We start from the raw sequence: 13,557 nt of genomic DNA, 5'->3' as shown, positions 1-13,557 counted from the left end.
TCAAAAAAATAACCATTAATAAAAAAAATAAATATGGAATTACCTAAATTTTTACTTGGAGACAATACAGATTTTCCGGACGATATTTTTATCATCCACCTTGATTATCCAAGGTTTATCATCAATTTGAAAGACGATGAGGTTGAATTTTTAGAAGAAGCTGAAGATCTTGACGAAGCCGAATTAAATGCAGAAATGGAAAGTTTAATTGAGAAAGCTAACGAGTTTTATGATCGCGAAGTAAATCGTTACGAAGAGTAAAGATGCATCTTTTTGCGTCTTCACTTTTAAGTTTATTTTTACGTTCTTATTTTATTTCCAATGAAAAAATTAAGTTTTTTAAAACCGATTTTCAATTTTATTTTAATCGGTCTATTGATTACCACATTAAGCCGTTTGTTTTTATTTTTCATTTTTAAAGAAAGAGTAGAACAGACTGAAAATTTCTGGTATATTTTTCCAATCGGTCTTCGAATGGATTTGATATTGCTTTGTTATTTATCGTTTCTTCCAGCCTTATTAATTACTTTTTTACCTAATAAATGGCTGAAATTCACGAATACGTTTTTAGTAATTTACAGTTTCTTATTTCTGTTTTTAATTTTATTTGTAGAATTAGCTTCGCCAGACTTTGTGAAGCAATATGATACACGTCCCAATAAGATTTTCTTAGATTATCTGATTTATCCAAAAGAAGTTGTTGGAATGCTTTTAAAAAGTTATCTGACTTCCATAATTGTGACATTCCTTATTTTAGGAGTGGTGCTTTATTTTGCTTTCAAAAAAGGGAAAAAGTTTTTTTATACTGTCAGTACAGATTATAAGTTTAAATTAATGCTATTTCCGTTGATAGCTTTTTTATTGTTTTTTGGAGCGCGTTCGAGTCTAACTTCAAAACGTCCCATCAATGCAAGTAATGCTGTTTTTTCTACAGATCAATTGACAAATACTTTAGGGTTAAATTCATTTTACACAGTTGCATTTGCGGCTTATTCGATTAAAAACGAAGGAAACACCAAGATGTACGGTAAAATGGATGAGGCAGAAGCAATTGCCCGTGTAAAAAAATATATGATTGCTGGGCCCAGTGATTTCACAGATGCTTCCATTCCCTTTTTGCATGTACAACAGCCAGATTCTGTGATGAAAAAACCTTATAATTTGGTTATTTTTCTACAAGAAAGTTTAGGTGCAGAATATGTTGGAATTTTAGGTGGAAAACCATTAACTCCCGAATTTGATAAATTATCTAAAGAAGGAACTTTATTTACCAATTTATACTGTACAGGAACCAGAAGTGTTCGCGGAATTGAAGCCGTTGTAACTGGATTTTTACCTTCGCCATCCGAAAGTGTTGTCAAATTAGGTAACTCGCAACAAGGCTTTTTTACTTTAGCGGAAGCATTAAAACAAAAAGGCTACGATACCAGTTTTATTTATGGCGGAATGGCAAATTTTGATAATATGGCATCATTTTTCAACGGAAATGGTTTTACAAATATTATTGATCAGGAAGATTTTGAATCAGATGGAAATAAATATGCTTTCAAAGGAACTTGGGGGTATTCCGATGAAGATTTAGTAACCAAAGCCAACCAATATTTCAAGTCAAAAGGAGATAAACCATTTTTCTCTCTGATGTTTTCAACTTCTAATCATGAACCTTTTGAATATCCTGCTGGAAGAATAAAACCTTATGACAAAAAGCCTGCAACGGTAAATAACGCCATGAAATATGCTGATTTCTCGATTGGTAAATTCTTTGAATTGGCTAAAAAAGAAGCTTATTTTAAAAATACTATTTTCATCGTAATTGCGGATCATAATACCAGAACATACGGTAAAAACTTAGTTCCAATTAATAAATTTCATATTCCAGCATTTATTATGGGGCCAGGAGTTCCAAAAAATGCAGTTTACGATAAATTGGCAAGTCAAATTGATATCCCACCGACTTTGTTAAGTTATTTAGGGCTTCCGTTCGAAACTCCAATGGTAGGAAGAAACTTGAGCAAATTAGATCCAAAAGTACAGGGAAGAGCAATCATGCAGTTTAATGATATCAATGCTTTTAGAGTAGAAAATCAAGTTGTAATCATGCAACCCAATTTGAAACCCCTTCAGTTTGAAATCAAAAACGATACAACTTTGATTCCAGTTAAATTAAATGAAGAATTAGCAAAAGATGCTTTGGCGCACGTAATTACGGCAGGGAATCTGTATAAGGAAAGTAAATACAAATTAAGACGCTAAGGTTCTAAGTTGCTAAGATTCTAAGTTTTTATTTAGAGAACTTTTAAAACGTTGTCATATTGAGCAAAGTCGAAATGCTTTGCGTGTTCTCGACTTCGCTCGAACCGACAAGATTGTGTATAGAGATTGTGTATAGAGATTGTTGTCGAATTAAAAGGAGCAAAGCGACATTTTTTTACTTTGAACCTTTGTCACTTTGTGCCTTTGCACCTTTATTAAAATACAATTTTAACAACTCAGAAGCAGCTGCAAAAGGTGAGATTTCATTGTTTTGCACTGCTTTTTTATTTTGTTCTAAAAGCGAAATAATTTCTGGTTGATTATAGAAATTTGATTTTAATTGCTCGTTGATTGTTTCCATTATCCAAAACTGGTTTTGCTCATGTCGTTTTTCCTGAAAGAATCCGTTTTTTTTTGTCATTTCAAAATAATCAGAAATAGTATTCCAGATTTCAGAAATACCTTCTTTAGTAATGGAACTGCAAGTTGTTACTTTTGGCTGCCAGTTTGATTTTTTTGGTGGAAATAAATGCATGGCCCTATTGAAATCTACTTTCGCCTGATTGGCTTTTTTAATGTTGTCTCCATCCGCTTTATTAATTACGATGGCATCTGCCATTTCCATAATTCCGCGTTTAATGCCTTGAAGTTCATCGCCAGCACCGGAAATCTTTAAAAGTAAAAAGAAATCGACCATACTGTGAACAGCGGTTTCACTTTGGCCAACACCAACGGTTTCAATAATAATAGTATCAAAACCTGCCGCTTCGCAAAGAATAATAGTTTCTCTGGTTTTGCGCGCAACACCGCCTAAAGTCTCTCCAGAAGCACTTGGTCTAATAAAAGCATTTTCATCTTTAACCAATTCTTCCATTCGGGTTTTATCGCCTAAAATACTTCCATGCGAAAGAGAACTGCTTGGATCAACCGCCAAAACAGCCACTTTTTTTCCTAACTGTGTGAGATGTTTTCCAAAGGCTTCAATAAAAGTACTTTTTCCAACACCAGGAACGCCAGTAATTCCAATACGTACCGATTTATTAGCCTGAGCCAAACAGCCTTGAACAACTTCATTGGCTTTTTCAAAATGATCGGGATTAGTACTTTCAATTAAAGTAATCGCGCGACTTAAAGAAGTTCTGTTTCCTTCAAGGATACCATTAATTAATTCTTCTGAAGTGGGTTGTTGTCTGCGTTTATTTTTAATTTGATTAATAGCCGATATATTAGTGATTTCGGGAGATGAAATCCCAGGTTTTTCAGAGATATTTCCAGCTTGTTTATTCAAATTTGACAAAATGCACTTTTTAGAAATGTAAAAGTACAGAAAACAAAAACAGTTTCAAAAAGTTAGTTAGCCACAAATTACACGAATTTCTGCTAATTTGTTACCGCTTTTTTGTCTTCTTGTGCGAAGTCGAAAGGCACACAACTAGCTCAACAAAGATTGTTTACTGCAAAGAGACCCGACAGGTTTTAAAAACCTGTCGGGTCTAGTATTGTAGAATTGCCTTGTGTCCTTTCGACTTCGCTCAGGAAGACATTGCATTTGCGAAAAGTTCTGGCAATAAAAAAACTTAGTGGCTTAGAACCTTAGCGTATGAAAGAATTAATATCCAGCGGTAAATCTAACTTGGTGGTGTTTTGGAGTTTCTACTTCATCAGCAATAACAACCGCTAGATCTTCTACAGATAAAATACTTCTTTGTTCGTCATTGAAAACTGGATTTTCTAATCCTAAACGGTATTTTCCAGTTCTTCCTGTTTTAGTTCCAGCGTGCATTTCGAATGCAGGACTAAAGAAAGCCCAGTCTAAGTCTTTTTCTTCTTTAATAATATCTAAATAATGTCTTGCTGCGTTTGCACCAGGGAAAATTTCTTTTGGGAAATCTGGAGTATCTACAGCTTGTAAGTCTGGAGCAACAAATAAACTTCCAGCGCCACCAATAGTAATAAAACGTTTTACGCCAGATTTTTTAACTGCTTCCTGAATCGCTTTGGAACCTGCTAAGAAATCATCGTAAATGTTTGGATTTGTCCATCCTGGGTTGTAAGCGTTAACAACAGCATCGTGACCTTTTAAGATTTCTGCCAATGCGTCAACGTTAAAAATATCTGCAGCAACCCATTTAGCATTTGCTGTATCTTTTGGAGTTCTTGCGATAGCAGTTACTTCGTGTTTTCTTTCTGCTAATTCATTTAAAATTGCTGAGCCAACAAATCCTGTAGCTCCAATAAGTGCGATTTTCATAATATATAAATTTATTTAGTAATAAAAAATGTTACAGTTTTGATTAAAAAAATAGTTTTAAAATTGATTCGAAAAATCTTCCAATGATATTGCCTCCAGCTGCTTGCTGACGTTTTGATTCATTTCGCTATATAACACTTCCAAATGCTGATTAATGTTTTTTCCAACAGGACAATCAGGATTTGGCTGATTCTTTGCAAAACCTAAACCAATGCTTTCAAAGGTCATTTCGAATATTTGTTTTAAAGTCAGTTCAGCAGCATTGACAGCCAATTTTGTACCGCCATTTTTTCCTTCTTTACTTTCTACAATATGATGTGCTTTTAAGTTGGCAATTTCTTTTCGAACCAAAACAGGATTTAGATTAATACTTCCAGCAATAAACTCCGATGATAAATAATCATTTGGAAATTTATGGAGCAAAGTAAGAATGTGAATCGTTATGGCAAATTTACCTGAAATCATACTGTAATAAAATATGTTACAAATTTATGGTTTTTTGTAACACAAAATACTAATTTAACTTTTTTTTAGTGATTAGTGAATAGTCCTTAGTAATTAATTCTTAGTGATTAGTCATTTAGCTTTTAATACTTAGTAATTATTACTTTTGCGTTTAGTTGGTAAAAATTATGAGTTGTAACTGAAAATTTTAGCGAAAGGATTGTAAGTATTAATCTTACATTCTGAAAATTTCATTATTAAAAACAAATTACTATCGACTAAGGACTAATTACTAAGCACTAATTAATGAACAACTTTATATTAATATTCTTCTTCCTTTCATTGGGTTTAGTTTTGCAAAGAGTAAAACAATTTCCGACTCATATTTATAAGACATTAAATAAAATTGTTATTTATTTTTGTCTTCCTGCAATTACACTTTATCATATTCCTAAGATTAAATGGAGCAATGAATTACTGTTTCCAATAGGAGCTGGCTGGATTACGTATATTTTAGCTTTTCTGTTTTTTCATATTTTGGGAAGAAGAAAAGGTTGGTCGAATAAATTGATTGGCTGTCTGATATTAACTGCCGGATTAAGTAATAGCTCTTTTTTAGGTTATCCGATAATTGAGGCTTTGTTTGGAAAAAAAGGATTGGAAACGGCAGTTTTAGTAGATCAGCCAGGAACTTTTGTAGTGGTTTCTACACTTGGTGTTTTTACAGCGGCTTTTTATTCTAAAGGAAGCCCCAATTTCTTAGGAATTTTAAAGAAAATTATCACATTTCCTCCATTTTTAATGTTTGTTCTAGCTTGTATTTTTAATGTTTTGAATTATGATTTAAATGAAAACATTCAAAATATATTATTAAAAATCGGAAGTTTCGTAACGCCATTAGCTGTTCTTTCTGTTGGTTTGCAACTTACTTTTGATCGCAATAGTAAACATTGGAAATTCCTGCATCTAGGGCTTTTTTTCAAACTGATTTTAGTTCCATTTGTGATTCTTGTGCTGTATGTTTTTATATTTAATCAACGTTCTGAGGCCATTAAAATTACGTTGATGGAAACCGCAATGGCTCCAATGATTACAGGAGCAATTTTAGCTTCGACCTATGGATTGAAACCAAAATTAAGTAGTATGATGATTGGTTTTGGAATCCCGATTTCTTTCGTAACTCTTGCAATTTGGTATTTTATCTTAAGTTTTATTTAGTTCAAAATACTAATTAGATAGAGAAAGTAGAATTTTAACTTTTTTTTACCTTTTCAATGTTTTCTACATGCATTTTTTAGTTAATTTTAGAGGAACTAAAAAAAGATATATTATGTCAACATTAAGATTAGGCGATATAGCTCCAGATTTCAGCGCAGAAACCACGCAGGGACCAATCAATTTTCATGAATGGTTAGGAGATTCTTGGGGTGTTTTATTTTCGCATCCAGCAGATTTTACTCCTGTTTGTACAACGGAATTGGGAACCGTAGCGAATTATGTTCCTGAGTTTACCAAAAGAAATACGAAAGTTATTGCTCTGAGTGTAGATGGTTTAGACTCGCATAAAGAGTGGATTAAAGACATTAACGAAACTCAGAATACAGAAGTTAATTTTCCAATTATTGCCGATGAAGATAAAAAAGTAGCGAATCTTTACGATATGCTTCATCCAAATGCAAGTGACAAATTTACGGTGCGTTCTGTTTTTGTAATTGGGCCAGATAAAAAAATTAAATTGACGCTGACTTATCCAGCTTCAACAGGAAGAAATTTCGACGAATTATTGCGTGTTATTGACAGTTTGCAATTAACAGCAAATTACAGCGTTGCAACTCCTGCTAATTGGAAAGATGGGGAAGATGTAGTGATCGCACCAGCAATTCCAGACAGTGATATTCCTGCAAAATTCCCAAAAGGACATACGCCGATAAAACCTTATTTACGATTGACTCCACAGCCGAATAAGTAATTTTTTAGAGACAAAGTGACAGAGTTACAAAGGCTCAAAGATTACAAATAAAAAAGCACTAAGATTTTCAAAAATGAAAATCTTAGTGCTTTTTTTATGAATAAAATAATTCTCTCTTAGAAGAATCTTTGCAACTTTGTTACTCTGTCACTTTGAGCCTAAAAAAAATCATTTCACTGCCAACAAAGCATTCATTCTCTTTTTATCGCCTACAACCCAAAGAATGTCGTTTTTTTCTAAGATTAAACTTGATTCTGGATTTAGGATACGATTTCCGTTTCGTTCTATCCCGACAACCATTCCATCAGTTTTGGCTCTGAATTGGCCAATGCTTTTTTGAATAAATTCATCTTGAGAAACTTCCAGCTGACGCAAAACAATATCGGTTTCTTCTACTTTTCCAGGGGCTTCAGTTTCATTTTGATTTAGGTACTTTGTAAATTCAACAATTTGCGCATCGGTACCAATTACACAAATTTCATCTCCTGGAAATAAACGTTCATTTTTGGTCGGGATTGGAATGGTTACTTCGCCACGTTTGATGTAAGCGATATTGATTCCTAATGATTCTCGAATTTTTAATTCTTGCAATGTTTTACCAACGAGATTTGATTCTTTTTTAATTTCAAAAAAAGACATGTGACCGTCCCACGGCATCAAATTAGCATATCTTCTATCAATCTTTTTGTTTTCACGATCGTTGAGGTTTTTCAAAAAGTGATTTTCGATTTTATGATACTGTTCATTTAGTTTTTTAGGGAAAATTTGATAGGCTCCAATAGCGATAATCAGTGCAATAAAAGCAACTAAAGGTGAGAAGAAGATATTCAATAGAAAACCGACAAAGAATAATCCAAGACTCATCCTAATTAAAATAAGCATCAATAATGCCCCGCGGTATTTACGCTCTTCCCAAAGTATTTCTACTTCATCTACTTTTACACGACGCAGTGAAAGCGCCCATAAAAACGGAGCAATAATAACCAGTGTCAATAAAGCCGCTAAAGTATTTCCGAATCTAGTATCGGCCACTAAAGGCGCAACGAATTTAGATGACAATAAAATAATTGCTGTAATAATAATAGTATGAAGGATAATCTGAGTAATCGAAGATCGCAATACAATCTGCCAAGTACTGACAGACTTAATCGCCTGGGCATTCACGCTGTATCTGTTGATATTTTTAACCCATCGTTTCGGCATTTTTGATTCTAAAAACAAAGCAAATCTTTCCGAATACTTAATTAAAAATGGAGTTGTAAAAGTGGTTATTGCGGATACTGCTACGATAATTGGATACAAGAAATCACTGGTTACCTTCAGTGTCATTCCAAGAGTTGCAATGATAAAAGAAAACTCTCCAATTTGCGCCAAACTCATTCCTGTCTGTACTGATTGCTTTAACGGTTGACCAGAAATTAAAGCTCCTATAGAAGAACTAAATGCTTTTCCGAAAATAGTTAAAAGTGTAATCAAACCAACTGGAAGCGCATAGGTCAATAGTGTTTCAGGATTAATTAACATTCCTACAGATACAAAGAAAACAGCCCCAAATAAATCTTTTACAGGTTGAATTAAATGTTCAATTTTTTCTGCTTGTGTCGTTTCTGCAATAATAGAACCCATAATAAAAGCTCCTAAAGCGGGAGAAAAACCAACATTTGCTGCGAAAATTACCATCATTAAACATAATGCTAATGAAATAATTAAGAGCATTTCATCCGTTAAGAGATGCTTGGCTTTTTTCAAAATGGTCGGAATAATAAAGATGCCACCTAAGAACCAGATAATTAAAAAGAATACTAATTTTAAAACAGACTGCAATAATTCTCCTCCGGAAACCTGATCGCTTACTGCAATTGTCGATAATAAAACAAGCATTAAAATCGCTACTATATCTTCAACAATTAAGGCTCCAAAAACAATTCCCACGAACTTTTTTCCTTTTACACCCAATTCATCAAAAGCCCTGATAATAATCGTTGTGGAAGAAATAGAAAGTGTCGCTCCAAGGAAAATACTGTCCATTTTTCCCCAGCCCATCCATTGTCCGACACAATAACCAATCAATGTCATAAACATAATTTGGGTTATGGCGGTAACAGAAGAGGTTCCTCCAACCTTCATTAATTTCTTAAAGCTGAATTCGAGTCCCAAACTAAAAAGTAAAAATATTACCCCGATTTCTGCCCAAACTTCAACACTTTTCATATCAGTAATAGAAGGGAAAAAATCAAAATGGTTTCCGGCTAGAAATCCTGCAATCAAGTAGCCTAGAACCAAAGGTTGTTTCATTTTTTTAAATAGTAGAACGGCAATTCCGGCAGTCATCAGGATTAATCCTAAATCACTAATTAAGGGTTGTAAGTGGTGTGTACTTTCGGCAGCGGCATTTAATGCAATCATATAAAAATGTGGTATTTTTTTAAGGAGCTTATCCAGCTTTCATTTGAATGAAATTCACTGCGCTTTTATGAGAATAAATGGCTTGATAATACTGGTTTAGCTCCGAATTAAATAAAAAAAAGCTATCTCGATAAAGATAGCTTTTTTTGGGAAAATATTTAGGTTTTTCTTTAAATTCCTGTGTAATTGCTAGGAGTTATAGCTAATAATTCTGCTCTAACAGCATCTGAAACTTCCAAAGTTGCAATGAAGTTATGAATCGCATTTTTATCGATTGCTTCATTTGTTCTTGTTAAACCTTTCAAAGCTTCGTAAGGGTTTGGATATGCTTCACGACGTAAAATAGTCTGAATTGCTTCAGCAACAACTGCCCAGTTTCTTTCTAAATCTTCAGCAAATTTATTTTCGTTTAAAAGTAATTTGTTCAAACCTTTTAAAGTTGCTTCAAAAGCGATAATGGTATGTCCAAATGGAACACCAACATTACGTAAAACGGTACTGTCAGTTAAATCACGCTGTAATCTTGAGATTGGTAATTTTGCTGAAAGATGCTCGAAAATAGCATTTGCAATTCCTAAGTTTCCTTCAGAGTTTTCAAAGTCGATTGGATTTACTTTGTGCGGCATTGCAGAAGAACCAATTTCGCCAGCTTTGATTTTTTGTTTGAAATAATCCATTGAAACATACGTCCAAATATCGCGGTCTAAATCAATGATAATGGTGTTGATTCTTTTTAAAGCATCAAAGAAAGCAGCAAAATGATCGTAGTGCTCAATTTGAGTTGTTGGAAAAGAATGTTTTAAACCAAGATCTGTTTCAACAAATTTATTTCCGAACTGTTTCCAGTCAATTTGCGGGTAAGCCACGTAATGTGCATTGAAATTTCCAGTTGCGCCACCAAATTTAGCAGCAAACGGAATATTGAATAATAAACGCATCTGCTCTTCTAAACGCTCTACGAATACCAAAATCTCTTTTCCTAAACGAGTAGGTGAGGCTGGTTGTCCGTGAGTGCGGGCAAGCATTGGAATGTCTTTCCATTCTGTGCTTAATTCTTTTAATTTAGCAATTAATGCAATTAAAGAAGGCATATAAACTTGCTCAAACGCTTCTTTTGTAGAAAGTGGAATTGCCGTATTGTTAATATCTTGAGATGTTAATCCGAAGTGAATGAACTCTTTGTGTTCAGATAAACCTAATTTTTCGAAAGCATCTTTTATAAAGTATTCCACCGCTTTTACGTCGTGATTGGTTACTTTCTCTGTTTCTTTAATCCAAAGCGCGTCTTCAGTAGAGAAATTTTTATAGATGTTTCTCAAACTTTCAAATAAACTAGAATCGATATCTTTTAATTGAGGCAATGGAATTTCGCATAAAGCAATAAAATATTCCACTTCAACCAAAACTCGGTATTTAATTAAAGCTTCTTCAGAGAAAAAAGGTGCTAAATTTTGGGTTTTATTTCTATATCTTCCATCAATTGGAGAAATAGCATTCAATTCGTTTAGAGTAGTCATTGTTATGTTGTTTTTTCGAAAGGTGCAAATATAAACAGAATTTGGCGATTACAGGTAATTAAAACGTGCATTTGTGCATTCAAAATGAATTTAATCGCGTTCTTAAATCGGCAACGCCTTCAGATGCAAACTTGGCAATTGTTTCCACTTTGTTTCGGATATTTGGAATTGCAATCGGTTTTGGATCAATATAAAAAAGAGGAGTTGTACTTGGAGCATAAGCGATTAAACCTGCAGCAGGATAAACTTGAAGTGAAGTTCCAATCACAGCAAAATAATCGGCTGTTTCTGTAATATCAATTGCTTCTTCGAGAGCAGGAACTTCTTCTCCAAACCAAACAATATGCGGACGTAATTGATGTCCGTTTGTATCAAAATCACCAGTATGCAAATCTTCTGCCCAGTCTAAAATTAGATTTTTATCTCGAATGCTTCTAACTTTTAATAATTCCCCATGTAAATGCAAAACTTTTGTACTACCGGCACGTTCATGTAAATCGTCTACATTTTGAGTAATGATATGCACATCAAAATCTTTTTCCAGTTCGGCAAGAATAATATGTCCTAAGTTTGGTTTTACCTCTTTTAACTGCTGACGACGTTTATTATAAAAATCTAGAACCAATTCTTGATTTTTATGCCAACCTTCTGGAGTTGCGACTTCCATTACATCATGGCCTTCCCATAAACCATCACTGTCACGAAAGGTTTTGATGCCACTTTCAGCACTGATTCCAGCTCCGGTTAAGACTACAAGTTTCTTTTTCATTTTTTTGTTTTTTGTGATATCAAATATATTTAAATAAATGGAATGGTAGATTTATTATTAATTTAAAAAAAATACATTAAGTAAGTTAAATCTTATATATTTGATTTTGTTTTTTAAGGAAACGAAAATATTAATTAGTTAAAGTTCGGTTTATAACAGAACTTATGTATATTGCAAAATAATTTTTTTATGAGAATTATTGGAAAGAAAAAGATTTTAAAAATTAAAATCAAAAATCTTGGGAATCAAAAGCTGTGTTATGAAATTGATAAGTTAATTTTTGATTTAGAGAATTTTAATTCAAAAAGTCAAAAGATTGAAGACGTAAGGTTAGATGCTGATTGCGTTCATAATGATGGTTTTTATTTTTTTAATATAAATGTTCATCGAACATTAGTTTTAATTGAAATGGATGATGAAGGAGAAGCAACTATTGTCTGGGTAGGAAATCATCAAGAATATGAATCGATTTTTAAAAATAACAAAAAGACCATTGAAAAGTGGTTGAGAAAAAACGGATATATAGAGTAATGAAAGCACATTTAGATATTGAGAAATTAATTTCGGATGATTTAATTTCGAATGAATTAGATTATGAAAGAGCACTTGTCGCAGAACGTAAGCTAAGACTGCTATCAAAAGAAAGTGTTCATTTTAAAAATTTGAGAATAAAACTTAGACGTGTAATTGAGAAATATGAAAATCAAGAGTGGAGTGATGTCAATAATTTTGATACAGATAAACTTATAGAAATTGATAAATATGAAGAAATAGCTGAGTTAGAAAGAGTTTTTATTGAAAATCGTAAGTATTCTATTCGAGAAAAATTAAAGGACCTTGATTTAACTCAGGGAGATTTGGCGGTAATTTTAGGGCATAAAAGTAAAACACATATGTCTGAACTTATAAACGGCATAAAGCCTTTTACTTTAAAGGATTTAGTGATAATTAATAGGGTATTAAAAATTGAAATAGGATTGTTAATTCCGGTTTTTTTGTCTAAAGACGATCAATTAAGATTAAATGAAATTGTAAAAGTACTCGATAAGCCCAAAGTAAAACTTAATTTAAAAGATTTAATTGTATCCTGACTAAAGCAGTTTGATTTTGAAAGTTCTATTTTTTAACAGCTTAGAAATTTAATATTTTTGCGTCAAATAAAAGAAATAATGATTGATTTAGATTACCTCGCATTCTTAGAAAATATATTAACTGATAATAGAAAAAGTAATTTTTTAAAAGTATTAGAAAACCGCACCAAACATTTTACTGTTGCTGTTGAAGATGTGTATCAGATGCATAATACAAGTGCTGTAATGCGCAGTTGTGAAGTTTTCGGAATTCAAGAATTGAATGTAATTGAGCAGCGTTTTGGAAAACGTATTGACAAAGAAATTGCGTTAGGAGCACAAAAATGGGTTGATATCAATAGATTTGATTCGGTTTCAGGCTGTCTTTCTGATTTGAGAAGTAAAGGGTATCAAATTATTGCTACAACACCTCACGAAAAAGACTGTATGTTGGAGGATTTTGATATCACAAAACCAAGTGCTTTATTTTTTGGAACAGAAAAAGAAGGATTGTCACAAGAAATTATGGATAATGCTGACGGATTTTTGAAAATTCCAATGGTTGGTTTTACTGAAAGTTTGAATATCTCTGTTTCAGCGGCAATTATCATCCAAAGTTTAACCAATAGATTAAGAAGGTCTGATATTAATTGGAAATTAAGCGATGAAGAAATTTTGGCAAAACGCTTAGATTGGGCTAAAAATTCAATACGTGATATAAAACGAATTGAAGAGCGGTATTATCAAGATAATCCGAGATAGTTTAGTATTCAGTCGCGGTTTGCAGTTGCAGTTTTCGGATTGTGAATTTAGAGCTAGGATAAAAATAAAAAGACCGACAGTTTTAAACTATCGGTCTTTTTTTATTATTAAAGTAT

13 protein-coding genes are annotated in these 13,557 nt (G+C 32.9%); 7 read left to right on the top strand and 6 right to left on the bottom strand.

Going from position 1 to position 13,557, the window contains the following annotated elements:
* The first annotated feature begins 33 nt into the window (after positions 1-33).
* Together BM289_RS07855 and BM289_RS07850 are read left to right on the top strand one after the other, a co-directional pair.
* Positions 34-261 (top strand): hypothetical protein, encoded by a 228-nt coding sequence (locus tag BM289_RS07855; protein ID WP_091492236.1) that lies wholly within the window; start codon positions 34-36, stop codon positions 259-261.
* A gap of 60 nt (positions 262-321) precedes the next feature.
* Positions 322-2,253 carry an LTA synthase family protein gene (locus tag BM289_RS07850; RefSeq protein WP_091492235.1) on the top strand — a complete coding sequence of 644 codons (1,932 nt, stop codon included), beginning with the start codon at positions 322-324 and terminating at the stop codon, positions 2,251-2,253.
* 175 nt (positions 2,254-2,428) lie between these two features.
* On the opposite strand, the gene meaB is transcribed toward BM289_RS07850, so the two are convergent.
* The 3 genes from meaB to BM289_RS07835 form a co-directional block, all read right to left on the bottom strand.
* Positions 2,429-3,550 carry a methylmalonyl Co-A mutase-associated GTPase MeaB gene (gene meaB, locus BM289_RS07845; protein ID WP_091492233.1) on the bottom strand — a complete coding sequence of 374 codons (1,122 nt, stop codon included), beginning with the start codon at positions 3,548-3,550 and terminating at the stop codon, positions 2,429-2,431.
* Between the two features lie 312 nt (positions 3,551-3,862).
* A complete protein-coding gene (locus BM289_RS07840; RefSeq protein ID WP_091492231.1) occupies positions 3,863-4,504 on the bottom strand; it encodes an NAD(P)-dependent oxidoreductase in 642 nt (213 codons plus the stop codon).
* Positions 4,505-4,561: 57 nt separating this feature from the next.
* Entirely contained in the window at positions 4,562-4,969 is a 408-nt protein-coding gene (locus BM289_RS07835) for an RrF2 family transcriptional regulator (protein WP_091492230.1), read from the bottom strand.
* 285 nt (positions 4,970-5,254) lie between these two features.
* Here BM289_RS07835 and BM289_RS07830 point away from each other — a divergent pair, with 285 nt between their 5' ends.
* Together BM289_RS07830 and BM289_RS07825 are read left to right on the top strand one after the other, a co-directional pair.
* Positions 5,255-6,166 carry an AEC family transporter gene (locus BM289_RS07830; protein ID WP_091492228.1) on the top strand — a complete coding sequence of 304 codons (912 nt, stop codon included), beginning with the start codon at positions 5,255-5,257 and terminating at the stop codon, positions 6,164-6,166.
* A 112-nt stretch (positions 6,167-6,278) separates the two neighbouring features.
* The gene (locus BM289_RS07825; RefSeq protein WP_091492334.1) at positions 6,279-6,917 is read left to right on the top strand and encodes a peroxiredoxin; all 639 of its coding nucleotides are present in this window, start codon (positions 6,279-6,281) and stop codon (positions 6,915-6,917) included.
* A gap of 168 nt (positions 6,918-7,085) precedes the next feature.
* Here BM289_RS07825 and BM289_RS07820 read toward each other — a convergent pair whose 3' ends face one another.
* The 3 genes from BM289_RS07820 to BM289_RS07810 all read right to left on the bottom strand — a co-directional run bounded on the left by BM289_RS07820 (position 7,086) and on the right by BM289_RS07810 (position 11,609).
* Positions 7,086-9,323: a cation:proton antiporter domain-containing protein gene (locus BM289_RS07820; protein ID WP_091492227.1), complete on the bottom strand. Its 2,238-nt coding sequence runs from the start codon at positions 9,321-9,323 to the stop codon at positions 7,086-7,088.
* A 170-nt stretch (positions 9,324-9,493) separates the two neighbouring features.
* The gene (gene purB / locus BM289_RS07815; protein WP_091492225.1) at positions 9,494-10,840 is read right to left on the bottom strand and encodes an adenylosuccinate lyase; all 1,347 of its coding nucleotides are present in this window, start codon (positions 10,838-10,840) and stop codon (positions 9,494-9,496) included.
* 79 nt (positions 10,841-10,919) lie between these two features.
* Complete coding sequence (locus BM289_RS07810) at positions 10,920-11,609, bottom strand: SIR2 family NAD-dependent protein deacylase (protein ID WP_091492224.1); 690 nt, start codon at positions 11,607-11,609, stop codon at positions 10,920-10,922.
* 189 nt (positions 11,610-11,798) lie between these two features.
* On the opposite strand from BM289_RS07810, the gene BM289_RS07805 reads away from it, so the two are divergent.
* The 3 genes from BM289_RS07805 to BM289_RS07795 all read left to right on the top strand — a co-directional run bounded on the left by BM289_RS07805 (position 11,799) and on the right by BM289_RS07795 (position 13,441).
* Positions 11,799-12,140 carry a type II toxin-antitoxin system HigB family toxin gene (locus tag BM289_RS07805; protein WP_091492222.1) on the top strand — a complete coding sequence of 114 codons (342 nt, stop codon included), beginning with the start codon at positions 11,799-11,801 and terminating at the stop codon, positions 12,138-12,140.
* A complete protein-coding gene (locus BM289_RS07800) occupies positions 12,140-12,700 on the top strand; it encodes a helix-turn-helix domain-containing protein (protein WP_091492221.1) in 561 nt (186 codons plus the stop codon). The genes BM289_RS07805 and BM289_RS07800 overlap by 1 nt, the downstream gene beginning before the upstream one ends.
* Before the next feature lie 78 nt (positions 12,701-12,778).
* Positions 12,779-13,441 carry a TrmH family RNA methyltransferase gene (locus BM289_RS07795; RefSeq protein ID WP_091492219.1) on the top strand — a complete coding sequence of 221 codons (663 nt, stop codon included), beginning with the start codon at positions 12,779-12,781 and terminating at the stop codon, positions 13,439-13,441.
* Positions 13,442-13,557 lie beyond the last annotated feature (116 nt).

It is taken from the genome of Flavobacterium phragmitis (genome assembly GCF_900112575.1).
Classification (GTDB): Bacteria; Bacteroidota; Bacteroidia; order Flavobacteriales; family Flavobacteriaceae; genus Flavobacterium; species Flavobacterium phragmitis.
Note: the sequence above shows the minus strand (reverse complement) of the source record. Positions and strands in the feature narration are given on the sequence as shown.